Annotated in this window: 21 protein-coding genes and 1 pseudogene; 12 read left to right on the forward strand and 10 right to left on the reverse strand. The window is 70.0% G+C overall.

The features are described 5' to 3' along the window. Positions 1–38: 38 nt before the first annotated feature. The gene (locus ACT53O_RS05075; RefSeq protein ID WP_112932100.1) at positions 39–959 is read right to left on the reverse strand and encodes a DUF808 domain-containing protein; all 921 of its coding nucleotides are present in this window, start codon (positions 957–959) and stop codon (positions 39–41) included. A gap of 142 nt (positions 960–1,101) precedes the next feature. Here ACT53O_RS05075 and ACT53O_RS05080 point away from each other — a divergent pair, with 142 nt between their 5' ends. From ACT53O_RS05080 to ACT53O_RS05090, 3 genes are read left to right on the forward strand one after another with little or no spacing between them, the layout of a single operon-like run. Beyond that, positions 1,102–2,619, forward strand: coding sequence for an MATE family efflux transporter (locus ACT53O_RS05080; RefSeq protein WP_294979313.1), 1,518 nt, complete (start codon positions 1,102–1,104; stop codon positions 2,617–2,619). Next, positions 2,616–2,918, forward strand: coding sequence for a DUF427 domain-containing protein (locus tag ACT53O_RS05085; protein ID WP_036318744.1), 303 nt, complete (start codon positions 2,616–2,618; stop codon positions 2,916–2,918). The genes ACT53O_RS05080 and ACT53O_RS05085 overlap by 4 nt, the downstream gene beginning before the upstream one ends. Positions 2,919–2,965: 47 nt before the next feature. Then, entirely contained in the window at positions 2,966–3,763 is a 798-nt protein-coding gene (locus ACT53O_RS05090; RefSeq protein WP_476151514.1) for an alpha/beta fold hydrolase, read from the forward strand. 127 nt (positions 3,764–3,890) lie between these two features. Here ACT53O_RS05090 and sufU read toward each other — a convergent pair whose 3' ends face one another. The 3 genes from sufU to ACT53O_RS05105 form a co-directional block, all read right to left on the reverse strand. Further along, complete coding sequence (gene sufU / locus ACT53O_RS05095) at positions 3,891–4,352, reverse strand: Fe-S cluster assembly sulfur transfer protein SufU (protein ID WP_112932098.1); 462 nt, start codon at positions 4,350–4,352, stop codon at positions 3,891–3,893. A gap of 1 nt (position 4,353) precedes the next feature. Then, entirely contained in the window at positions 4,354–5,625 is a 1,272-nt protein-coding gene (locus ACT53O_RS05100) for a SufS family cysteine desulfurase (RefSeq protein ID WP_476151515.1), read from the reverse strand. A 63-nt stretch (positions 5,626–5,688) separates the two neighbouring features. Continuing rightward, complete coding sequence (locus ACT53O_RS05105; protein ID WP_036318755.1) at positions 5,689–7,743, reverse strand: APC family permease; 2,055 nt, start codon at positions 7,741–7,743, stop codon at positions 5,689–5,691. 72 nt (positions 7,744–7,815) lie between these two features. Here ACT53O_RS05105 and ACT53O_RS05110 point away from each other — a divergent pair, with 72 nt between their 5' ends. Beyond that, positions 7,816–8,916: a VanZ family protein gene (locus ACT53O_RS05110; RefSeq protein ID WP_476151516.1), complete on the forward strand. Its 1,101-nt coding sequence runs from the start codon at positions 7,816–7,818 to the stop codon at positions 8,914–8,916. A gap of 86 nt (positions 8,917–9,002) precedes the next feature. Here ACT53O_RS05110 and ACT53O_RS05115 read toward each other — a convergent pair whose 3' ends face one another. From ACT53O_RS05115 to ACT53O_RS05130, 4 genes are all read right to left on the reverse strand, one after another. Continuing rightward, positions 9,003–9,905, reverse strand: coding sequence for a hypothetical protein (locus ACT53O_RS05115; RefSeq protein WP_476151517.1), 903 nt, complete (start codon positions 9,903–9,905; stop codon positions 9,003–9,005). Next, entirely contained in the window at positions 9,902–11,125 is a 1,224-nt protein-coding gene (locus tag ACT53O_RS05120) for an amidohydrolase (RefSeq protein ID WP_036318764.1), read from the reverse strand. Before ACT53O_RS05120 ends, ACT53O_RS05115 begins: the two co-directional genes overlap by 4 nt. 68 nt (positions 11,126–11,193) lie before the next feature. Then, positions 11,194–12,198, reverse strand: a complete 1,005-nt coding sequence (locus ACT53O_RS05125; protein ID WP_476151518.1) for a LacI family DNA-binding transcriptional regulator — start codon at positions 12,196–12,198, stop codon at positions 11,194–11,196. Between the two features lies 1 nt (position 12,199). Then, positions 12,200–13,882 carry a glycoside hydrolase family 13 protein gene (locus ACT53O_RS05130; RefSeq protein ID WP_135949952.1) on the reverse strand — a complete coding sequence of 561 codons (1,683 nt, stop codon included), beginning with the start codon at positions 13,880–13,882 and terminating at the stop codon, positions 12,200–12,202. An 84-nt stretch (positions 13,883–13,966) separates the two neighbouring features. Between ACT53O_RS05130 and ACT53O_RS05135 the strand changes: the two genes are divergently transcribed. Beyond that, positions 13,967–14,485 carry an adenine phosphoribosyltransferase gene (locus tag ACT53O_RS05135; protein ID WP_036318781.1) on the forward strand — a complete coding sequence of 173 codons (519 nt, stop codon included), beginning with the start codon at positions 13,967–13,969 and terminating at the stop codon, positions 14,483–14,485. Between the two features lie 249 nt (positions 14,486–14,734). Here ACT53O_RS05135 and ACT53O_RS05140 read toward each other — a convergent pair whose 3' ends face one another. Further along, a complete protein-coding gene (locus ACT53O_RS05140; RefSeq protein WP_476151519.1) occupies positions 14,735–16,177 on the reverse strand; it encodes an MFS transporter in 1,443 nt (480 codons plus the stop codon). Between the two features lie 37 nt (positions 16,178–16,214). Between ACT53O_RS05140 and soxR the strand changes: the two genes are divergently transcribed. Further along, positions 16,215–16,679, forward strand: coding sequence for a redox-sensitive transcriptional activator SoxR (gene soxR / locus ACT53O_RS05145; protein ID WP_476151520.1), 465 nt, complete (start codon positions 16,215–16,217; stop codon positions 16,677–16,679). Positions 16,680–16,841: 162 nt separating this feature from the next. Here the strand turns inward: soxR and ACT53O_RS05150 are convergent, their stop codons facing one another. Further along, on the reverse strand, positions 16,842–17,900 hold the full coding sequence (locus tag ACT53O_RS05150) for a LacI family DNA-binding transcriptional regulator (RefSeq protein WP_476151521.1): 1,059 nt from the start codon (positions 17,898–17,900) through the stop codon (positions 16,842–16,844). Positions 17,901–18,029: 129 nt separating this feature from the next. Between ACT53O_RS05150 and ACT53O_RS05155 the strand changes: the two genes are divergently transcribed. The 6 genes and pseudogenes from ACT53O_RS05155 to ACT53O_RS05180 all read left to right on the forward strand — a co-directional run. Beyond that, positions 18,030–19,397: an ABC transporter substrate-binding protein gene (locus ACT53O_RS05155; RefSeq protein ID WP_239498491.1), complete on the forward strand. Its 1,368-nt coding sequence runs from the start codon at positions 18,030–18,032 to the stop codon at positions 19,395–19,397. A 3-nt stretch (positions 19,398–19,400) separates the two neighbouring features. Beyond that, complete coding sequence (locus ACT53O_RS05160) at positions 19,401–20,360, forward strand: carbohydrate ABC transporter permease (protein ID WP_036318793.1); 960 nt, start codon at positions 19,401–19,403, stop codon at positions 20,358–20,360. Then, a complete protein-coding gene (locus ACT53O_RS05165; RefSeq protein WP_036318796.1) occupies positions 20,360–21,184 on the forward strand; it encodes a carbohydrate ABC transporter permease in 825 nt (274 codons plus the stop codon). Before ACT53O_RS05160 ends, ACT53O_RS05165 begins: the two co-directional genes overlap by 1 nt. Continuing rightward, positions 21,181–22,140: an alpha/beta hydrolase fold domain-containing protein gene (locus tag ACT53O_RS05170; RefSeq protein WP_476151522.1), complete on the forward strand. Its 960-nt coding sequence runs from the start codon at positions 21,181–21,183 to the stop codon at positions 22,138–22,140. Before ACT53O_RS05165 ends, ACT53O_RS05170 begins: the two co-directional genes overlap by 4 nt. A 35-nt stretch (positions 22,141–22,175) precedes the next feature. After that, the gene (gtfA, locus tag ACT53O_RS05175; RefSeq protein WP_476151523.1) at positions 22,176–23,681 is read left to right on the forward strand and encodes a sucrose phosphorylase; all 1,506 of its coding nucleotides are present in this window, start codon (positions 22,176–22,178) and stop codon (positions 23,679–23,681) included. 47 nt (positions 23,682–23,728) lie between these two features. Continuing rightward, a pseudogene (locus ACT53O_RS05180) lies at positions 23,729–24,142 on the forward strand (MinD/ParA family ATP-binding protein); the annotation flags it as partial.

Here is a 24,142-nt window from a genome sequence, read left to right on the forward strand (position 1 = left end):
CGCGGGGCCGCGCCCGCTCGGCCGCGGGGTCGTCGCCGTCAGTCGGTCTCGCCGTGGGGCGCGCGGTGCCCCTCGCTGAAGCTCAGGTTGCGACCGAACGCCTTGCCGATCACGAGCGCGATGCCGACGATCACGAGCCCGACGCACAGTCCTGCGACGGCGGACACGGCCGTGTCGCCGATCCACACGACGACCGGGCCGAGCGGTTCGAGCGCGTGCTCGACGGCGTGCAGGAGTTCGACCGGGGCATGCCAGCCGACCTCGCCAAGGTTGGCGAGCACGAGATGGCCGCCCACCCACAGCATCGCGACGGTGCCGACGATCGAGATGACGCGGAAGACCGCGGGCATCGACCGCACGATGCGGGTGCCGGTGTGGCGCACGCGCGCCGAGGAGCTCTTGGCCATCTTCAGGCCGATGTCATCGATCTTCACGAGCAGGGCGACGGCGCCGTAGACCAGCGCCGTCATGGCGAGTGCGATGACCGCGAGCACGGCGAGCCGCAGCCAGAAGTCGAGATCGGGATCGACGTTCGACAGGCCGATCAGCATGATCTCGGTCGACAGGATCAGGTCGGTGCGGATCGCGCCCATCACGAGGCGCTTCTCGTCACGCCCTCCCTCGTCGTCGTGACCGCCGTGGTGGAAGCCGAACCACTCCAGCACCTTCTCGGCGCCCTCGAAGCAGAGGTATCCGCCGCCGACGATGAGCAGCCACGGCAGCACCCACGGTGCGAACGCGGTCAGCAGCATCGCGATGGGGATGATGATGAGGAACTTGTTCGCGAGCGACCCGAGGGCGATGCGACCCACGACCGGAAGCTCCCGCGCGGGAGAGAGCCCCTGCACGTACTGCGGGGTGACGGCCGCGTCGTCGATCACCACTCCGGCGGACTTGGCCGACGCCTTCAGCGCCGCGCTGAGGATGTCATCGACGACGGCGAGCAGACCTACGGACATGCCTGCAACAGTACCGGCCTCGCCGAATGCGACCGACAGATGCCGGGCCTTGCGCTTCTCGAATCGATTCGATAGCCTGGAATCCGGCGCTCTCCTGAGGAGCGCCTTTCGCCGTTTCCGCCCCCGTCTCGAAACCGGCCGTATGTCACGTTCTCTCACCACCGGTAGCCCCTGGCGCGTCATCCTCGCCTTCGCGGTGCCCCTGCTCATCGGCAACGTCGTGCAGCAGCTGTATCAGTTCGCCGACGCGATCGTCGTCGGGCGCCATCTCGGCGTCGATGCGCTCGCCGCGGTCGGCGCGACCGGCAGTCTGCTGTTCCTGCTGCTCGGGTTCGCCTGGGGCCTGACGAGCGGATTCGCGATCCCCACGGCGCAGGCCTTCGGCGCCCGCGACGTCACAGCGGTGCGCCGCTCGGTGGCGGCGGGCACGATTCTCACCGCGATCACGACGATCGTGCTCACCGTGGGCGCGCCGCTGCTGGCCGGACCCGCCCTGCACCTGCTGCAGACGCCTCCGGAGCTGATGGACGAGGCGACGGTGTTCGCCCAGGTCAGCTTCCTCGGTGCCGGTGCCATCATGGGCTTCAACTACCTCTCCGCGATCATCCGGGCGATCGGCGACTCGCGCACGCCGCTGGTGTTCCTCACGATCGCCTGCGGACTCAACGTGGTGCTCGTCATCCTCATGGTCGGGCCGTTCGGACTGGGCGTGGCCGGAGCGGCACTGGCGACCGTCGTCTCGCAGGCGCTGTCGGTGATCCTCTGCCTCGTCTACGTCCGCCGTCGGCTGCCCGTCCTCCACGTGCAGCGCGCCGACTGGCGCATCACGCGAGCCGATCTCGTCGAGCACCTGCGACTCGGCCTGCCCATGGGGTTCCAGGCGTCGATCATCGCGATCGGCACCCTGACGGTGCAGGTCGCGCTGAACACCCTGGGCGCCGATGCGGTCGCCGCCTACACGACGGCTTCCCGCGTGGACGGCCTGGCCGTGGCGCTCCTGCAGTCTCTCGGGCTCGCGGCATCCATGTACGCCGCCCAGAACCTGGGAGCGCGCCGCCCGGATCGCATCCGTCGCGGCGTCGGGCAGGCGATCTGGATGGCGCTGATCGCCGCTGTCGTGCTCGGCGCACTGCTCATCACGTTCGGCGCGCCGCTCGTGCGCCTGTTCGTCGGCGACGGCAGCGACACCGTCGTGCGGTTGGCCGCGCTCATGCTGCTCATCAACGGCGCGAGCTACACGGCGCTGGGCGTGCTGTTCATCCTGCGCGGCACGCTGCAGGGGCTCGGCAGCACCGTCATCCCGACGGTGACCGGGCTCGTCGAGCTGGCGATGCGCGTGGGCGCGGCGGTCGTGCTCGGCCACATCTTCGGGTTCGTCGGCGTCGTGTGGAGCAACCCGCTGGCCTGGGTCGGCGCCAGCGTCATCCTCATCCCCGCGTACCTGCGCGCCCACCGCGCACTGGAGCGTATGCCGGTCGACCCCGCCGAACCGACCCTCACCACCCCGATCGCCGTCATCGGCCCCACCGACGGGTCGATGGTCGTGGATGCCGTGGTCACGCAGCCCATCCCGCTTCCGCAGCAGCCGGCCGCCGACCTCGTTGCGGGCCGCGTGCGTCGGTGGAAGGGTGGGAGGCGAGCGAAGCGGAGGACGCGATGAAAGCTGTTCTGGGTGATGTCACGGTGGCCGAAGCCGACCGCGATGACCTGATCTCCATCGAAGGAAACTGGTACTTCCCGCCGTCGAGCGTGAACTGGGACCTGCTGCAGGAGAGCCCCACGCCCTACACCTGCCCGTGGAAGGGCGAGTGCCAGTACTACTCCGTGCGTTCCGGCGACGAGCTGCTGGCCGATCGCGCCTGGTCGTACCCGACGCCCTACGAGAGCGGCATCGCCCGCGTCGGCAAGGACTTCTCGGGCTATGTCGCGTTCTGGAAAGAAGTCCGCGTCGAGGAGTGACCGGCCGCGGCGACCGGGGCCGCCGAATCGACGGCAGGATAGACACCGTGACCGCGCCGCTTCAGAACCTCACGCAGATGCCCGACCCGCAGTACCTGATGGTCGGCGACGGCTACCGCATCGCGACGTACTCGTGGGGTGACGAGGACGCACCCACCGTCGTCGTCGTGCACGGGTTCGCCTCGAGCACGAAGGACAACTGGGTCGCGACGGGCTGGGTGCGCGACCTCACCGCCGCCGGCTATCGGGTGCTCGCGCTCGACCAGCGCGGCCATGGCGCCAGCGACAAGCCGCACGAGCCCCGCGCGTACGACATCCGCCAGCTCGCAGGCGACGTCGAGACGATGCTCGACACCTACCTCGTCGACGAGGCGTTCTACGTCGGCTACTCGCTCGGCGCCCGCGTGGGATGGGAGGTCGTGCAGGACATCGCCCCGCGCATCCCGCGGGCCGTGCTCGGCGGGGTTCCCGACGGCATCCCGCTGGCGCGGCTCGACCTCGACCAGGTGCGCGCGCTCGTTGCTGACGGCACGCCGGTCACCGATCGCGTGACGCAGAACTACATCGCCCTCACCGAGCGCGTGCCCGGCAACGACCTCCGCGCGCTCCTCGCGATCGCCGAGGGCATGCGGTCATCGAAGACCGTCGACCCCGACCCCGCCCATGCACCGCAGCAGCCGGTGATGTTCGCGACGGGATCGCTGGACGGCATCATCGAAGGCTCGAAGACGCTCGCGGCCGCGTGCCCGCAGGGACGCTTCGTCGAGATCCCCGACCGGCACCATTTCAACGCGCCCGGCTCCCGCGTCTTCCGCGGCGCCGCGCTCGAGTTCCTCGGCTCCTGACCCCTCCCTCTCGCTCTCCTTCTCGCCGAGCCGCTGCGTTTCTCGCGAGCCGCTACGCCAGATCCTGGCGGCTCGCGTAGATCGTGGCGGTTCGGCAGCCGCCCCAGGCAAGGGGTGGGGGCGGGCGTCAGGCTTTGGCGATGGCGTCTTCCAGGGCGACCCAGGCGAGCATCGCGCACTTCACGCGTGCCGAGAACTTCGACACCCCCGACAGGGCCGCGGCGTCGCCGTAGACCTCCTCGTCGAGCTCGAGCGTTCCGCGCGAGCGCAGCGCCTCACGGAACCCCTCGATCAGCTGCAGGGCCTCGGCCCGGCTGAGCCCTTCCTCGGCGACGAGGTCGGCGAGCATGGATGCCGAGGCCTGCGAGATCGAGCAGCCCCGACCCTCCCACTGCACGTCGGCGATGGTCTCGCCGTCGACGCGGGCGCGCAGCGTGATCTCGTCGCCGCAGACGGGGTTCTTCTGGTGCGAGGTGCCGATCGTGCCGACCGTGGCGGGGGCGTCGCCCTCGTCGGTGAGGCCGAAGTGCTGCGGGTGCTTGGAGTGATCGAGGATCAGCTCACGGTAGAGGGCGTCGAGATCGCTCATGTCAGACTCCGAAGTAAGGGCGGATGCCGGCGACGGCCTCGATGAGACGGTCGACGTCGTCGGTCGTGTTGTAGAGGGCGGTGCTCGCGCGAACGCTGGCCGTGACGCCGTAGCGCGAGTGCAGGGGCGCCGCGCAGTGATGGCCGACGCGCACCGCGATGCCCAGCGCGTCGAGGTACTGGCCGGCATCATGCGCGTGCACGCCGTCGACGTCGAAGGCCCACAACCCGACGCGCTCGACCCCGGCGGCGTCGCCGAGCAGGCGGATGCCAGGGATCTCCGCGAGCCCCGCGCGCATGCGCTGAGCGAGCATGCCCTCGTGGGCATGGATGCGATCGAGGCCGATGTCGTCGAGGTAGCGCACGGCGGCGGCCAGCCCGATCGCCGGTCCCACGGGCTGCGTTCCGGCCTCGAAGCGCTGCGGCGGAGGCAGGTACTCGGCGCGATCGAGCGTCACGGTCGTGATCATCGAGCCGCCCGTGAGGAACGGCGGCAGCGCCTCGAGCACCGGTGTGCGTCCGTACAGTCCGCCGACACCGTACGGGCCGAGCATCTTGTGTCCGCTGAAGACCGCAAGGTCGACGCCGAGAGCGGGCAGATCGAGCGGCAGGTGCGGCGCTGACTGGCAGGCATCCATCACCGTGATCGCGCCCACACCCTGAGCGAGCGCGATGAGCTGGGCGACGGGGTTCACGATGCCGAGGACGTTCGAGACGTGCGTGAAGGCGACGACGCGGGTGCGCGCCGTGATGAGGGACGCGGCGGCATCCATATCGAGCGTGCCGTCGTCGTGGGCGGGGATGTGTCGCAGCACGGCGCCCGTGCGAGCGGCCAGCTCCTGCCAGGGGATGAGGTTGGCATGATGCTCGATCGCCGTCGTGACGATCTCGTCGCCCGGGCGCACCAGCCCCGCATTCCCGATCGAGTATGCGACGAGGTTCAGGCCCATCGTGGCGCCGCTGGTCCAGACGAGCTGCTCAGGCCGTGCGCCGACGAATCCCGCCACGGTGGCTCGGGCGTCCTCGAACAGCTCGGTCGCCTCGGCGGCCAGCGTGTGCGCCCCACGGTGCACCGCGGCGTTCGCGTGCGTGAGGAAGTCGCGCTCGGCGTCGAGCACCGCGAGCGGCTTCTGACTGGTGGCCGCGGAGTCGAGATAGGCGAGGGGGTGTCCGTTGACCTGCTCGGCCAGGATCGGGAAGTCCGCCTTGATCGCGGAGGCGTCGAGGGTCGCCGCAGGCGCGGCGGAAGCGGGGGACGCGGTCGCGGAAGTCACCCCTCTAGGCTACGCCCCGGCATCCCACCCGGCTCCGGCGCGACGGAGCCGCCTCGGATGCCGTCAACTCTCGTCTTCGGTGTGCGCGACCAGTCCGTAGCTCGGCAGCCGGCCGTCACGACGGTCATCGCCGAGGAGCGGGCGGGAGCGGCGGCCGTAGATCAGCTCCGACGAGTCGAGCAGCCACGGCACCAGCGTGATCTGCACACCGTGCACGAGCATGAGCTGCTGTGCGATGCGGCGCGCCCGTCGGTTGTGCAGGAACGTCTCCCACCAGTGACCGACGATGTACTGCGGCATGTAAACCGTGACGACGGCGCTGCCGTGCTTCTCGCGGTACTTCGTGATGAACTGGGCGATCGGAGCCGCGTAGTGCCGGTAGGGCGATTCGATCACCACGAGGGGGACCGGCATGTTGTGGAACTTCCAGTCCTCCTGCACGTCGCGGGCTTCTTCCGCCGTGACCGCGACGTGTACTGCCAACGTCTTGTCGTGCCTGCCCGACAGGGCGTAGTCGATCGCCTTCGCCGTCGGCTTCTGCAGCGTGCCCACCAGCACGAGCGCGACATCGCCGGTCGAGCCGTAGTGCACGTCGTCGTCCATGGCGATCTCGTGCGAGACGTCGCGGTAGTAGCGGTGCACCCCGATCATGAGGAACGACAGCAGCGGGATCGCGATGAAGACGAGGTAGGCGCCGTGGGTGAACTTCGTGATCGTCACGATCACGAGGACGACGATCGTGAACGTCGCCCCGAGCGCATTGATGAACAGGCCCGAGATCGCCTCTCGCCGTGCCTTCGCCGCCTTCGGGGAGAGTAGCCGCAGCTCGCGCCGCCAGTGCTTGACCATGCCGAGCTGGCCGAGTGAGAACGAGACGAAGACGCCGATGATGTACAGCTGGATCAGCGTGGTCAGCTTCGCCTGGAAGATCACGAGCACCAGCACCGCGGCCAGGCCCAGGATGATCATGCCGTTCGAGTAGACGAGACGGTCGCCGCGCGTGTTCAGGGCCTTCGGCGCATAGCCGTCGCGTGCGAGCACCGAGCCCAGCAGCGGGAAGCCGTTGAAAGCCGTGTTGGCGGCCAGCAGCAGGACGGCGGCGGTTGCGGCCTGCACCACGAAGAAGAGGATGCTGCCGTTGCCGAACGTCGCCGCGGCCACCTGCGCCATGAGGCTCGGCTGCACGAGCGCCTCGCAGTTGAAGCCGATCAGCCGGCACGGATCCTCCGAGTAGTGCACACCGGCCACGAGAGCGAGCACCGTGAGGCCCGCGAACATCGTGATGGCGATCGAACCCATCAGAACGAGCGTCGTCTGGGCGTTTCGGATCTTCGGCTGGCGGAACGCCGGAACACCGTTGGAGACGGCCTCCACGCCGGTCAGGGCGGAACAGCCGCTGGAGAACGCGCGCAGGATCAGCAGGATGAGAGCGGCCTGGCTGAGGTCTTCTGCCTGCACGGCGAACTGGGCGCTCTCGGCGATCGGCGCATCGCCCAGCATCCAGCGGACGAGGCCCGTACCGATCATGAGCATGACCGAACCGATGAACAGGTAGGTCGGAATCGCGAAGGCCGTCGAGGCTTCGCGGACGCCGCGGAGGTTGACCAGGATGATGAGCACGACGAAGCCGACCGCGAGCTCGACGCGCCAGGGGTCGAGGTTCGGCAGGGCCGAGATGATGTTGTCCACGCCCGAGGCGACCGACACGGCCACCGTCAGGATGTAGTCCACCAGCAGGGCCGCCGCGACCACGACGCCGGCTTTCTCGCCCAGGTTCGTGCGGGCGACCTCATAGTCGCCGCCGCCCGAGGGGTAGGCCTTGATCAGCTGGCGGTAGCTGAGCACCACCACGATGAGCAGGGCGACGACCGCCGCCGCGACCCAGGGGCTGAGCGCCAGAAAGGCCGTGCCGCCGATCAGGAGGATCATCAGCAGCTCCTGCGGGGCATAGGCCACCGAGGAGAGGGCGTCGGAGGCGAAGATCGGCAGCGCCATCTTCTTGGGCAGCAGCTGTCCTTCGAGCTCCTCGCTCGTGAGGGGCTCGCCGATGAGGATGCGCTTGGCGATCGGCGTCTCTTCGCCGGGGCCGCGACTGTCGTCTGTCACGGCGGGCGACATTACGCGGTCGCGTGTCGCCGCGCAATCCCGGCGAGCGTGAGAATGACGCCGCGAGGCTGCAAGGATCGACGCATGGGGAATGAGCTCTACTCGGGGGTCGTCGCGCTGGGCATCGGATTCGTCGTGGGAATCGTGCTGTTCGTGCCGTTCGTGGCGATCAGCTATCGGCGCCGCGGCCGGCTCACCGTCGGGCGATTTCTGCTGTGGGCCGCCGCGCTGGTCTACTTCTGGGCCATCTGGACGTACACGCTGCTTCCCCTGCCCGACGCCGAGAATTACGCCTGCGCGGGCGTGAACCTGAACATCTGGGCCTTCATCGACGACCTTCGCGGCGCCCGCAGCCTCACCGACTTCGCCGTCCTGCAACTGGCGCTGAACGTGCTGCTGTTCATGCCGCTCGGGTTCTTCCTGCGGGTGCTCGGAGGTCGCGGCATCGTCGTCGCGTTCGCGACCGGTCTGCTGGTGTCGCTGACGATCGAGACCACCCAGCTCACCGGGGTGTGGGGACTCTACCCCTGCGCGTACCGCGTCTTCGACGTCGACGACATGCTCACGAACACGGTCGGGGCGGTGCTCGGCTCGCTCGTCGCGCTGATCGTCCCCCGACGTTGGTGGGTACGCCGATCGACGGATGCCGGGGCCCGCCCGCACCCGGTCACGCGCGGACGCCGGCTGCTCGCCATGTTCTGCGATCTGCTCGGCGTCGTGCTCGTCGGGTACGGTTCGGCCGTCGCCGTGCAGGTGTTCCTCGAGTACGTCGTTCGCGACCATGCCGCCGTCCTCGACGGTGCCGCGGGTCGCTTCGCGCTCACGGTGACGCCGATCGCGATCTGGGCCGTCGTCGTCCTCGCCACCGGCCGCACGCCGGGAGACCTGGCCGTCGAACTGCGCTACCGCGGCGGCCGGTTGCCGGCTCCCGTGGCGCGGCCGCTGCGATTCCTCGCCGGCATCGGGGGCTATCTGCTGCTGGATCTCGTGCCGGAGCCGTGGACGTTCGTGCAGTTCCTCTTCGCCGCGGCATCCGTCGTGCTCGTGTTCATCACGCGCGGCGGCCGCGGACTGCCCGGCCTGGTGAGCGGTCAGCGGCTCGTCGACGCCCGAGAGCCGGTCGAGGCGGTGGGGGACGGCGGGACGGCGTTCACAACTCCGGAGAAGTCGTCCCGAAACGGGTGAACGGCCTGGCGTCGGCTGCGGGCGGCGTCGAATCTCCGGAGTTGTGAACAGAGCGGAAGGGCGCCCGTCCGATCCGCGGCTGCGACTTACTGCGGAGCGTAGAAGTACAGGATCGTCCCGACCGGCCCGTCGGCCCCGTCGGTGTCGGCGAACACGCTGTAGGAGGGCGTGCCGTTCTTGAACGACGAACGCTGCGGGTCGAAGGCGAAGCGGATGCTGCCCGAGGGGCGCGGCGTCTCGCTCGCGGGAGCGGGTGTGAGGGCCCGCACCTCGGCCGCGCTCATCCCGATCTTCAGGCCGAACTCCGCCGTGACCGGAACTCCGCCCACCTCGTTCGCGGTGAACAGCGCGTACGCGGGCTGCGAGAAGTCGGCCCGGGTCAGCGTCGCGGTCGGGACCATCTCGAACAACGAGAATCCGTTCCACGCGTACACGGTGTAATCCGGCAGCGTCGAGCCGTTGCCGGCCTGCGTGCGCTGCGTCGGCGGCGCCCCGAAGGCCGCGGTGAGGGCCGCGACGGCGGCGGTCGGCTCGTCGGCCCACCGGTAGGTGAAGGGCTGGCCGGAGGCGTTCGTGAGTGTGAAGCCGGTGGCCGAGAACGCCACCCCCGTGGCGGCGGCGGTCGTCGTGGGGCTCGGCGTCGAAGAGGGGGTGGATGCCGGCACCGACGCGTCATCCGTCGACACCGACGGTGCCGAGGGCGCCGGTTGCGCCGAATCGGACGGGCGGGTCAGCGCGAAGCCGACCACGGCGACGACCGCCACCGCCAGCACGGCGGCGACGATTCCGAGGATCAGCGTCATGCGCGAGCCGCCTCCGCCTCCCGGGGTGCGGGGCTCGCGCGGTGGCTTCGGCTGGCGGGGTTCGCGCGGTGGCTTCGGCTCGCGGGCGGGCCGGGGCTCGCGCGGCGCGCGCTGCTCGCGCCCCTCGCGCCCCGCCGCGCGTTCCGGCTCGTCGGGCTGCGGACCGAACAGATCCTCGAGGCTCATCCCAGGAACTCCCGCGCCGCGACGACGAGCGCGTCCACGCCCCGCTCGATCGTGGGGTGCAGGATCGGAGCGAAGAACGGGGAGTGGTTGGTGGGGATGTCCTCGTTGACGGTGCCGCGCGCGACGGCATCCGCGAACTGCTGCGGGTCGAGGCCACCCCAGAACCAGTAGACGAGCGGCACGCCGGCTTCGCGCGCGAACCACGAGACGTCCTCGCTGCCGGTGAACATGCCGGGGTCGACGACCGTCCCCTCGCCGAAGGCGCGGTCCCACGCGGCGCTGAGGCGCGCAGTAGCGTCGTGGTCGTTGATCGTCGGCGGCAGGGAGTGGTCGGTCGTGATGACCGGCTCCTGCTCCGCTCCGGATGCCGCGGCCTCCGCCCGCACGATGCGCTCCACGCGCGCCAGCACATCGGCGCGCGCTTCGTCGTCGGGGTAGCGCAGGCTCAACTCGAGCTTCGCCTCGGCGGGGATGATGTTGTTCTTCAGTCCCGCGTGGATCGAGCCGACGGTGACGACGGCCATCTCCCGCGGGTCGATCTCGCGCGACACGATGGTCTGCAGGCGCATGACCGTGGCCGCAGCCATCACGACCGGGTCGATCGTGGCGTGCGGACGCGAGCCGTGGCCGCCGCGGCCGAGCAGGCGCACGGTGAGCCCGTCCGAGGCCGCCATCTGCGTTCCGGGGCGCACGCCGATCGTGCCGGCGGGAAGCGGCGTCAGGTGCTGGCCGAGCACGATGTCGGGCTTCGGAAACCGGTCGAGCACGCCGTCGGCGATCATCGCCTGTGCGCCGGCGCCGTACTCCTCCGCGGGCTGGAAGACGGCGACGACGGTTCCCGACCACTCGTCGCGGGTCGCTGCGAGCCGCTCGAGCGCGCCGAGCAGGGCCGTCACGTGCATGTCGTGGCCGCACGCGTGCATCACGGGCACGTCGGTGCCGGCCGGGTCGATGCCGCGGGCGGTGCTGGCGTAGGCGAGACCGGTCTGCTCGGCCACCGGAAGGCCGTCCATGTCGGCCCGCAGCCACACCACCGGGCCGTCGCCGGCGGCGGTGCCGGTGATGCTCGTGGCGACGCCGGTCGTGCCGAGGCCTTCGACGTAGTCGAGTCCGAGAGCGGCGAGCTCACGGGTGATCACGCCCGCCGTGCGGGTCTCCTGGAACGACAGTTCCGGGTGGCGGTGCAGGTCGATGTAGAGGGCTTCGAGATCGATGCTCATGCCATCGAGAGTACGCGGCGGTCGCCTGGCCGTCCTCCCCGAGCCCGCCGGCGGCGTGAACCGAGAGGTCAGCGCGGCGGCGCCGTCGAGCCGCGGACCACGAGCTCGAAGGGCAGGGATGCCGGGCCGGCTGGCGCATCCTCGACGCCCAAGGCCGCGAGCACCGCCTGTCCGGCGCGCTCGCCCTGCGCGTGCGGGAACTGCTCGATCGTCGTCAGCGCGAACAGTCCCGCCAGCTCGTGCCCGTCGACCCCGATGACCGACAGCCTGCCGGGCACCTCGACACCGAGTTCCCGCGCGGCCGCGAGCACGCCGAACGCCATCTCGTCCGACGCGGCGAAGATCGCGGTGGGCGCGTCGGGGCCGGACAGCAGCTCGCGGGACACGCGGCGCGCGCCCTCGACGGTGAAGTCGGCCGCGACGAAACGGGGCTCGGCGACACCGGCATCCCGCATCGCCTGGGCGAATCCGCGGCGCCGCCGGGTGGGGATGTCGAGGGTCTCGCCCGCGTCGTCGGCGAGGCTCCACCCGAGGTGCACGATGTCGCGGTGGCCGAGTCCGAGCAGGTGCGCGGTCGCGAGGCGCCCCACGGCCGTGTCGTCGACGCGCAGCCCGGCGACGTCGGCGTGGGGGACGCCGAGCCCGACGACGGGAACGGGCAGCGCCCCGAGCTGACGTCGCTCGTCGACGCTGAGCTCGACCGACAGCACGATGAGGCCGTCGACGCGCCGTCGGCGCAGCGAGGTCTCGAACAGGTTCCGGCGCTGCTCCGGGTCGTCGGTCAGGTTGTACAGCGTCATGTCGTAGCCGCGCGGCGCGAGCTGCGCGGCGATGCCGTCGAGCACCGTCGCGAAGAACCACCGATCCAGAAGCGGAACGATCACCCCGATGTTCTCGGCGCGCCCGGAGGCGAGGGTGGATGCCGCGGCCGAGACGACGTAGCCGAGCTCGGCGGCCGACGCGCGCACCCGCTCGCGCGTCGCCTCCGACAGGCGCCCCCGTCCGCTGAGGGCGCGCGACACCGTCGCCGTCGAGACGCCGGCGGCGCGCGCGACCTCCTCGATGCCGGTCACGTCAGTCCGCGACCATCCATACCGCGACGTCGACGGGCAGCTCCGTGTCGTCGAACGGTGCGCTCGCCACCAGCACGGTGCCCGAGGGCAGCGTCATCGGCGTCGAGCCCGCGTTGGCGAGCACGGTGACGCGACCGGAACGGAACGCGATCACGTCGTCGCCGTAGCCGTCGAGCCACTCCAGCGTCGCCGCTCCGAGGCCCTCGGCGCGGCGGGTCGCCAGCAGCGTGCGGTACAGCCACAGCGTGGAGTCGGGGTCGGACTCCTGCGCGTCGCGGGCGAGCGTGGCCCATTCGGCCGGCTGCGGCAGCCACGACTGGCCCGTCGGGCTGAAGCCGTAGGCGGCGGCATCCGCGGTCCACGGGATCGGCACCCGGCACCCGTCGCGGCCGTAGCGCTCGCCGTCGGTACGGAACCAGGTCGGATCCTGCCGAGACGCGGGCGGCAGCGCGATGACCTCGGGAAGGCCGAGCTCCTCGCCCTGGTAGAGGTATGCGGAGCCGGGCAGGGCGAGCATCACGGTCGTCGCGGCGCGGGCGCGACGCAGCCCCACCTCGGGAATCGGCTGGCCGGGGGAGTCGGGACCGATGCCGTGGCCCTGCGGGTTCTCGGCGGTCAGCGCGAGCCGCGATGCGTGGCGCACGACGTCGTGGTTCGACAGCACCCAGGTGGCCGGGGCGCCGACGGCGGGAAACGCCCGCAGCGACTCGGAGATGACCTCGCGGATGGCCGCGGCATCCCACTCCGTCATGAGGTACGGGAAGTTGAACGCCTGGTGCATCTCGTCGGAGCGCACCCACTCGGCGGTGCGGTCGACGGTGGGAAGCCACGCTTCGGCGCAGAGCGCACGGTCGCCGTCGTATGCGGCGAGCACGCGGTGCCAGTCGCGGTAGATCTCGTGCACGCCCTCCTGACCCCAGTACGGCACGTCGTCGTCGGAGCCGCCCATGCTGTCAGCATCCACCGCGGGCAGGTGGTCGGGCAGACCGTCGGTCTTGACGAGGCCGTGCGCGACATCGACGCGGAAGCCGTCGACGCCGCGGTCGAGCCAGAACCGCAGGATGCCGCGGAACTCCTCCTGCACCTCGGGGTTCGACCAATCGAAGTCGGGCTGGCTCGTGTCGAACAGGTGCAGGTACCACTGCCCCGGCGTGCCGTCGGCCTCGGTCACACGGGTCCAGGCCGGGCCGCCGAAGACCGACTCCCAGTTGTTCGGCGGCAGCTCGCCGTTCTCACCCTTGCCGTCGCGGAAGAGGTAGCGGGCGCGCGCGGCACTGCCGGGGGCTGCGGCCAGCGCCTCCTGGAACCAGACATGCCGGTCGGAACTGTGATTGGGCACGAGGTCGACGATCACGCGGATGCCGCGATCGTGCGCGCCGGCGAGCATCTCGTCGAAGTCGGCGAGCGTGCCGAACAGGGGGTCGACGTCGCAGTAGTCGGCGACGTCATATCCGGCATCCTTCTGCGGAGAGCGGTAGAAGGGGCTCAGCCACACGGCGTCAACGCCCAGGGCGCGCAGGTCGTCGAGATGCGCCGTCACGCCGGGGAGGTCACCGATGCCATCGCCGGAGGCGTCGGCGAAGGAGCGCGGGTAGATCTGGTAGATCACCGCGGTGCGCCACCATTCGGCGCCGGGGCGGCTCTCGCCGATGTCGGGGAGGGAGAAGGTCAACTGCGACGTCATGGCATCAGCGTAGCGCAAGCGCTTGCGCACATGGCGGGCGAGCATCCGGATCGGGTCGCGTCCGGCGGCGACTAGCCTTGACCGGTGACTTCCGAGGCCCTCGCCCACGCCGAATCGCTCATCGCCGGCATCCCCGACTTCCCGCAACCGGGCGTGCTGTTCCGCGACATCTCCCCGCTGCTCGCCGACGCGCGGGCCCTGCGCACCGTCGTGGATGCCGTGATCGAACCCTTCGTCGGGCAGTTCGACGTCGTCGCAGGTGTCGAGGCCCGCGGGTTCATGCTGGCCGGCGCCGTCGCGATCGCGGCGGGTGTGGGCATGGCCCCGATCCGCAAGGCGGGCAAGCTGCCGCGGCCCGCGGCATCCGTGTCGTATGCCCTCGAGTACGGCACGGCCGAGATCGAGATGAGCGACGACCTCGCAGCTGGAACGCGCGTGCTGCTGGTCGACGACATCCTCGCCACGGGCGGCACCCTGCGCGCGGGCCAGCACCTGCTCGACGAGCTCGGGCTGCAGCTGGCGGGGACGGCGGTGCTGATGGAGCTCGTCGAGCTTCAGGGGCGCGCGGTGTGCGGCCCGGTCCATTCCGTCTTTCGGGTCTAGGCCGCGGCATCGGTGAGCATCTTGCGGACGCCGGCGAGGAGCTTGGACATGCCGAAGCCGCCGACACCGCTGAAGCCGGTGTGGTGACAGGTGAAGCGGGTACAGCCCTATCTGTCGCGCCCGCAGGCGGGGAGCTGACGGTGACGAGCTGACAGCAGCCCCTAGCCAGGGCGCTGGCAGAAGGCCAACCAGGCAGGCGTGGAACGGAGAGGGCCGAGGACGATCGGTTTTGGATGCACTGTTGGGGGGCTAGAGGGGGGGCGTTAGTTCTGGACGTGCGGCGATGCGAGGGCTGCAGAGCCACCCAAGCGCGCAGAGCGCCCCCGCGAGGGCGAAGACAGCCGCGAATGAGGTTGAGGTATCTGTGCCACCGAACGCAGAGAACACGACTGCCATCGAGGCGAGCGCGAGTGCAGACGCGGTCGCTTCGCCGATCGTGAGTGCGGAGCTGTTGAAGCCTTGGTTGTCGGCGGTCGAGTACCCGAGCGCGAGCGCGCCTAGCCGCGGATAGATGAGTCCGATTCCAGCACCGGCGAAAGTCCATCCGATGACGACGACGACCGGCGTCGCGCTCATGAGCGATGCAATCACTAGGGACCCAACGCCAACGGTGAGCCCTGTTGCTCCGATTCGCGCCGCCAGGACATGACCGATCTGTGGGAATCGGCCCTGCATCCACGAGGCTGCTGACCAGCTGAGTCCCCCAGCCGTGAGGGCGAGGCCTGCAAGAGCGGCAGATGCGCCGTAATGAGCGATGAGGAGCAGCGGCACATAGACCTCCGCTGCCAAGAAGGTGGCAGTCAAGAGGGCGCGGAGAAGGACGACGCTGGGGAGACCGCGGCGGGCGCGTAATGTTCCGGCGGGCATGAGCGGGCGAAGCGCGATAAGCACGATGGCTGCTGCGACGATCGGCCCGATCGATTGGATGGGCCCGCGCATCTCAGCCGCAACGGCAATGACGAGAGCGGCCGCCGCAACGACCACGGCCAGACCGATGCGCACGACTTCTGCGCGTCCGATCGGGGAATGATTCGCGGTTCCGCGAACGGCGCGCATTGCCGGGACGACGATCAGCATCGCGAGAATCACAAGCGTCACCACTCCAAGGAAAATCCAGCGCCACCCGATCGTCTCGGCAAGCACACCAGCCGCAACCGGACCGATCAGGGAGGGGATGACCCAGGCGGTAGCGAAAGCGGCGAAAACCTTCGCGTGTAGCGTTTGCGGGTAGATCCGGGCGACGACAACGTACAGAGCGACCGTCACCGCTCCGCCAGCGAGCCCGTGGACTAACCGACCGCCGACAAAAGCCACCATGTTCGGAGCCAGTGCTATTACGGTGAGCCCTGCCGTGAAGATGGCCACCGAGATGACCAGAGCGCTCCGTGGGTTCCACCGGTCGCACCAGATGCCTGCCGCCACCATCCCCACCACACTCACCGCCACGGGGCCGGCGAACGCGAAGGCGTATAGCCCGGCGCCGTCCAGTTCTCGACTGACCGTTGGCATGATCGTGGTCACCCCAAGGGCCACGAATGCGTCGAGCATCACCAAGAGGAACAGGCCGACGCTCACCCATCGATACCGCGAGCTGAGCACCCCCGCTTCCCGCACTGATCCCCCAGGTAGCCGCTCGCTCGCGGCTGTCGGGACGGCGTCGGGCAGGGCGTTTTCGCGGTGGGGGGAGGTCACATCGTCACCGTAAAACCTCGACTATAGTTGAGGTCAAATGACCGCCCCGCCCGCCCCGCTCCTGAGTGTCGGTGACGTTGCCAAACGAAGCGGCGTGGCGGTCTCAGCCCTACACTTCTACGAACGTCAAGGCCTGCTCTCGAGTGAGCGCAGCGCTGGCAACCAGCGTCGATATCGCCGGGACGTTCTTCGCCGCATCGCCTTCATCCGGGTATCCCAGCGCGTCGGAGTACCCCTCGCAGACATCCGCACCGCGCTTGAGTCCCTACCGGAAGGTCGCGCCCCGACCAAGAAGGACTGGGCGCGCCTGTCCCAGCTGTGGCGCGAGGAGCTCGATGCCCGCATCCGCTCGTTGCAACACCTGCGCGACGACCTCACCGGTTGCATGGGCTGCGGCTGCCTCAGCCTCAAAACCTGCGTCCTAAGAAATCCAGACGACGTGCTCGGAAACGACGGTGCAGGCCCCCGCCGCTGGCGGGACGCCCAGCGCGACCGAAGCTAGAACCCTCTGCGCGCGCTATCGGTGTGCCGCTGGATTTCTGCCCGCCCCGCTCTTTCGCCGTGACGGTCCCACCCCCGCTCTCACCCCCTTCCCTGCCGGCGGCGGGCGAACGTGATGCGGGACGTTGCCAGCCTCCGTGGTCCTATCGAGGAGCCTCACACTCTAGGCTCGGTCGGCGACCGAGGCGCGCATCCGCAACGGCAGCGGAACCAGGTGCGCCGGGGGAGCGGATGATCCGTCCGTCGTGGCACCGCGCTCGATCAGGTCGATGAGTTCTTCCGCCGCGGCGCGGCCGAGCGCGCGCTGCGGGAAGGCGAAGGTCGTCAGGCCCGGGCGCAGCCAGCGGGCGAACGACGTGTCGTCGAACGAGAGCACCGAGACGTCGTCGGGCACACGCACCCCGCGCTCCTGGAGCGCCTGATAGGCGCCCATCGCCAGGCGGTCGTTGAAGCACAGGAGCGCATCGACCTCGGCGCCACTGTCGAGCACCTCCGACACGAGACGGAAGCCCTCCGGCGGCAGCCACTGCACCGTCGGACGAGCCGACACGATCTGCTGCCCCGTCTCGGCGAACACGGCGAGGGCGCCGCGCAGGCGTTGGGCGGCGGCGAGGCCGAAGGGGTGCGCGGTGGCCGGGTCGTCACCGACGCCGATCAGATGGATGCGCCGGTGCCCGCTGTCCACGAGCAGGCGCGCGGCGTCGGCACCGGCCGCGACCTCGTCCGGCAGCACGCGCACGTAGTCGGCGTCGTCGGTCGGCTCGATGTTCAGCAGCACGGTCGGCATGCGGGTCGCCTCCACCGGGATAGCGCGCGCGTGGGTCATCATCGTGGCCAGCACCACCCCGTCGACCTGCCGGTCGAACATCGCGTCGAGCAGGTCGCGCTCCAGATGCGCGTCACCGGCCGTCTCGCCGACGAAGACCATATAGCCGCGGGCACGTGCCGCCTCGATCGCGCCGCGGATCATCTCTCCGGCCAGTTGCGACGAGGCCACCGAGTCGGAGACGAACCCCAGCGTGCGCGTCGTCCCGGTGCGCAGCCCCGTCGACAGTGCGTTGGGGCGGTAGCCGAGACGGCGTGCCGCGTCGCGCACGCGTTCCTGCGCCGTCGCCGAGATCCGCAGCTCGTCGGCTCGCCCCGCGAGCACGAGCGATGCCGTGGATGCCGCCACTCCGGCCTCCTTGGCCACCTGCGACAGAGTCACGCGCGTGCGCGGCATCGGATCCCCCTTCCGGTCGGACGTTCCTCCGCGATGAGGGGTTGCGCCGACCGATATCTGCTAGTACGTTTTAGCACGCGAGCTGAATCGGTATAGCAGCAAGTATCCTCCTCGCACCGAGAAAACTGCATGGAAAGGCAGACAACGATGTCGAACACGAAGCGCATGCGCGGCTGGGCGGTTCTCGCCACGACCGTGACCGCGGGCCTTGCCCTCACCGCCTGTGCCCCTCCCGGAGCCGACACCTCCGGCACCCAGGCGCCGACCGGTGCCGTGACCCTCAGCTGCGGTACCGACCCGGTCACCCTCAGCGCCTACGTCGAAACCGGCTTCCCGCTGTTCAACGACCTCACCGCGGAGTTCACGAAGCAGTTCCCGAACGTGACCTTCAACACCCGCGAAGACCAGTTCGCGGTCATCACGCAGAACGCGCCCCGCGTGCTCGTCGACTCTCCGCCGGACATCATGCGCCTGCCCACCATCGTCGACCTGGTGAACGACAAGCTGCTGTACAACCTCGACGCCTACGCGACCGGCTACGGCTGGGACAAGTGGCCGTCGTCGCAGCTGGAGCAGCTGCGGGTCAACGACCAGGGTCAGCGCGGCGACGGTTCGCTGTACGCGATGGGGGTCAACTACTCCGTCACCGGTGTCTTCTACAACAAGAAGCTCGCCGCACAGATCGGCATGACCTCCGCGCCCACGACGCTGGCCGAGCTCGACGCCGACCTGCAGAAGGCGAAGGATGCCGGCATCACCCCGATCGCGCAGTTCAACGGCGGCGCGACCGGTGGCCTCGCCTTCCCGCTGCAGGCGCTGATGGCCAGCTACGGCAAGCCGAGCACGATCAACGACTGGATCTTCCTCAAGGACGGCGCCACGATCGACACCCCGGAGAACGTCAAGGCCGCCGAGCACCTCGACTCCTGGATCAAGGCGGGATACTTCGCCGACGACGCGAACTCGATGGACTACTCGCAGATGATCAGCCGGTTCACCAGCGGACAGAGCCTGTTCATCTTCGACGGCGACTGGGAATCGGGCAACTTCGACACCCAGATGCCGGGCGACGTGGGCTTCTTCCTCGCTCCGCCGCTGGAGGCCGGCGGTCAGAACGGTGCCATGTCGGCTCCGCTGACGTACGGTGTGTCGGCGAAGGCCGCTCACCCCGACTGCGCGGCGTTCTTCTTCAACTGGGTCGCCACCAACGAGACGGCCCGCACGATCGCCGTCGAGAAGGGCGGCTCGCACCCCATGGGACCGGCCGACGCCTTCATGCCCGCCGTCAAGGACGGCACGGTGACGGCGGAGACGCTCGCCGCCGGCGCGCAGCTGTCGCAGAACAACGGGTCGATGGACTTCATCGCCAACGCCACCGGCTCGATCTACGCGAAGAGCCTCACGCCCAACCTGCAGGAGCTGTTCGCCGGCAAGCAGACCCCCGCCGGCCTGCTCACCCAGGTGCAGACCGACTACCTGAGCAGCAAGAAGGGCTGATCCATGAGCACGTCCACGCGGCCCGGGGAGACCCGGGCCGCGCGGGACCGTGCGACGGCGACCCGCGACCATCGCCCGCGCCGCGCGCGATGGTCGCGGGAGGCTGTCGTCGGTCTCGCGCTCGTCGCCCCCGCGCTGGCCTTCTACGCGCTGTTCGTCCTCGTGCCGCTCGGCTCGACCGTGCAGTACTCCTTCTACAACTGGAACGGCGTCACCACCGCGACCTGGGCCGGCATCGACAACTACGTGCGTATCTTCACCGACGCGCAACTGCTCGGTCCCATCGTCAACGCGCTGACCCTCATCCTCTACTTCTCGATCATCCCGGTGACGGTCGGCCTCATCGCCGCGGCCCTCATCCGCAAGCTCGGAGGCAGCCGCCTCGCATCGGTGTCGCGCACCGTCCTGTTCCTCCCGCAGGTCATCCCGCTGGTCGCGGCGGGCATCATGTGGACCTGGCTGCTGGCCGCCGACGGCGCGATCAACCAGTTCCTCACGGCGATCGGCCTCGGCGGCATCACCCGCGCGTGGCTCGGCGACTTCGACACGGCGCTGCCGGCCGTCGGCGTCATCGGTGCGTGGGTGTCGCTGGGCCTCTGCATGCTGCTGCTGCTCGCCGGCATGACCAAGATCGATCCCGCCCTGTACGAGGCCGCTCGTATCGACGGTGCGGGGCCCATCCGTGAGTTCTTCACGGTCACGCTGCCCGCCATCCGTCAGGAACTCGGCGTCGCGGTACTGATCACCGTGATCGGGGCCCTGCGCAGCTTCGACATCATCTACATCTCGACGCAGGGCGGGCCCGGCCGCAGCACCATGGTGCCCGGGCTCGAGATCTACTACCTCGCCTTCTTCGAGCGCCAGGTCGGACAGGCCTCCGCACTCGCGGTCGTGCTGACCGTGCTCGTGCTCGCCGTCGTGCTGCCGCTGAACAAGCTCACCCGCGGAAAGGACGAGAGCTGATGAAGACCTCCGCCGTCGAGGTGTGGTCCGGCCGCCTCCTGCTCATCGTCGTCATGGCGCTGACGATCATCCCGTTCATCTCGCTGTTCGTCACCGCGCTGCACGCCCCGGGCACCTATCCCGCCGGTCTGTCGTGGCCCGACGAGCCGCACTGGGACAACTTCGCACTCGCGTTCCAGTCCGCCGACATGCTCAAGATGCTCGGCTCGAGCATGCTCATCGAGCTCGGCGTCGTTCCCGTGAGCCTTCTGGTGGCGACCCTCGCGGGCTTCGCCCTCGGTCACTTGAAGGTGCCCTTCTCGCGCACCCTCTTCGTCGTCTTCGTCCTCGGTCTGACGCTGCCCATCGAGGGCATCATCGTGCCGATCTACTACCAGATCCGCAGCTACGGCCTGCTCAACACCCAGTGGGCCATCGTCCTCCCGCTGATCGGTCTGTTCATGCCGTTCGCCGTCATGTGGATGCGCGCGCACTTCGTCAACATGCCGCACGAGCTCACCGAGGCCGCGCGGACCGACGGCGCCACCACCTGGCAGCTGTTCTGGCGCATCCACGTGCCCCTGTCGGGCCCGGCGATCTCGTCGCTCGCGATCCTGCTGTTCCTGTGGACCTGGAACCAGTTCCTGCTCGCGATCGTTCTCGTCGACGACCCCACGAAGCGCACGATGGCCGGTGCTCTCGGCGCGTTCCAGGGGCAGTGGGGAACCGACATCCCGCTGCTGTGTGCGGGCTCGATCCTCATCCTGCTGCCCACGCTGATCGTGTTCCTGGTGTTCCAGCGGCAGTTCGTCGCGGCGCTGCTCCAGGGCGCGGTGAAGGGATGAGCTCCACCGCCCGGCCGCCACTCGACCCGGGGGTCGCGCGCGCGTTCGACGAACTCGACGACATCGTCGTGTCCATCACCGCCGACGACGTCCCCCGTCTGCGACGCAACGCCGCGCCGGCGACCGAGGCCGAGCTGACCGCCCACGGCGCCTTCGTCCGCACGCTGCACACGGTGGGCGTCGGCTCCTCGGCCGTGCCGGTCGTCGTCAGCGTGCCGGTCGAGGCGTGCCGGCCCGTGCCGGTGCTGCTGCACCTGCACGGCGGCGGGCTCGTCTCCGGCGACGCCGACTCCGAGATGCCCGCCCTCATCGCGCTGGCCGATCGTGTGGGCTGCGCTGTCGTGTCGGTCGAGTACCGCCTCGCCCCCGAGCATCCGTACCCCGCGGCGCTCGAGGACGCGATGGCGGCGCTGCGCTGGGTGAGCGGACCGCAGGCCCCGGCCGCGCTCGATCGCGAGCGCATCGTGGTGACCGGCGTCAGCGCCGGCGCCGGCCTGGCCGCCGCGCTCGCGCTCTACTCCCGCGACCACAGCGGGCCGCGGCCCCTGGGCCTGCTCCTGCAGGCGCCGATGCTCGACCATCGCTCCAGCTCTCCCTCGGCGAAGCAGATGGCCGGTCATGGATCCTGGGACCGCGCCGCCAACGAGGTGGCCTGGGCGGCCTACCTCGGCGACGACGACCGCGATGCTCCGGTGTCGCCGTACGCGTCCGCCGCTCTCGCGGCCGATCTGAGCGATCTGCCGCCCATGTTCATCGACGTCGGTTCGGCGGAGACCTTCCGCGACGAGTGCGTCGCCTTCGCCGACGCCATCTGGCGCGCGGGCGGAGACGCGGAGCTGCACGTGTGGCCCGGGGGAACGCATGCCTTCGACCTCATGGCCCCGTGGCTGCCGATCTCCCGCGACGCCCGCCGCGCCCGCCGGGCGTGGCTGCGCCGCATCCTCCGCCGAGCGTGATCTGCGCGGCATCCTGATCTCTGGAAGGACCTCTCATGAACAGCACGCCCCCGCAGCTGATCACCTACGTCGACCGCCTCGCCGGCACCGTCACCGGTGTGCGCGACCTGCTCGAGACGCGCCTGGCCGGGATGTTCGGCGGCATCCACCTGCTGCCGTACTTCACCCCGTTCGACGGAGCCGACGCCGGCTTCGATCCCAGCGATCACACCCGCATCGATCCGCGACTGGGCACCTGGGACGACGTCCGCGCCCTGAGCGGCGAGGCCGTGGTCATGAGCGACGTCATCGTCAACCACGTCTCGGCCGAATCGGACGCCTTCCAGGACGTCCGCCGCCGCGGCGACGCCTCGCCCTTCGCGGCGATGTTCCTCACCCTCGACGCGGTGTTCCCCGACGGCGCCCGGGAAGACGACCTCGCCCGGATCTACCGCCCGCGGCCCGGCCTGCCCTTCACGGTGATGGAGCTGGGCGGGCGCAAGCGCCTCGTCTGGACCACCTTCACCGCCGACCAGGTCGACATCGACCTGCGCACGGAGGTGGCATGGGACTATCTCGTCTCGGTCATCGACGCCCTCGCCGGCGCCGGCGTGACCATGCTGCGCCTGGATGCCGTCGGCTACACGGGCAAGGAAGCCGGCACCGACTGCTTCATGACGGCATCCACCGATCGGTACACGCAGCGCATCCTCGCGCTCGCGCACGAGCGCGGCATGCAGGTGCTGCTGGAGGTGCACGGCCACTTCACCCAGCAGATCGACATCGCCCGCAGCGTCGACTACGTCTACGACTTCGCGCTGCCCCCGCTCGTGCTGCACGCGCTGCACGCGCACGACCTCCGCCCGCTCGCGCAGTGGCTCGCCGTGCGCCCGGCGAACACCATCACGGTGCTCGACACCCACGACGGCATCGGCATCGTCGACGTGGGCGAGAGCGACCTCAAGCCCGGGGTTCCGGGGCTGCTCGCGCCCGCGCAGATCGACGCGCTCGTGGAGGCGATCCATGCCGCGAGCGGTGGAACGAGCCGGCTCGCCACGGGCGCCGCGGCGTCGAACCTCGACCTCTACCAGGTCAACTGCACCTACTACGACGCGGTCGGCGCCGACGATCGCGCCTACCTGCTGGCGCGGCTGATCCAGCTGATGGTGCCCGGCATCCCGCAGGTGTACTACGTCGGCCTGTTCGCCGGTCGCAACGACGTCGACCTCCTGCGGGCCACGGGGGTCGGTCGCGACGTCAACCGCCATCACTACACGCCCGAGGAGATCGCCGCCGAGCTCGACCGCCCGGTCGTGCGCGCTCTGGGCGAGCTGCTGCGGCTGCGGGCCGCGCATCCGGCCTTCGACGGCGACTTCACCGCCGAGCTGGAAGACGCCACCGGGGTGCTGCGCTGGGTGCATGCGGAGCATCGGGTGGAGCTCGTCTTCGACGTCGCGGCGCGTGCTTTCACGCTCACGGCGACCGGCGCGGATGCCGGGACGGATGCCGGGACGGATGCCGAGGTGCGCCGCACCGTGGATGACCTGCTCGCCGCCGGGTGAGGCCCCGCCCCCGGCGGCGAGCAGCACCGGATGGGATACTCGGAGGCGTGACTTTCGAACCCACCGTGCTCGTGACTTCGCAGACCGCCGCCGAGATCCACCTCGCCGGTGAGGTCGACGAGGTCTTCGCCTCGACGCAGGAGGGGCTGCGCAGTCGCATCGTCGAGTCGATCCGGCTGATGGCCGCGTCGGCGGGGGAGCCCGTCACGGCGACCGTCGTCGATGGCGCGACGCGGTGGGCGCTCGTGGTCAGCCCGGACGGCAGCTTCACCGAGGCCACCGCGTCCGCGACGGAGGTGGTGGCCGAGCCCGTCCCGGCGGCTGCGCCCGCGGCGGCCCCTGTCGCCCCGATCTCCGCCGTGCCCGTCGCGGCGGGTGCGGCGGCCGAGCCCGCTGCGACTTCCGAGCCCTCCCCCGCGACGTCGGCGGTGAGTGCGATCGACGGGCCCCTCCGCAGCGGC

Source organism: Microbacterium sp. DMC48, from assembly GCF_056313825.1.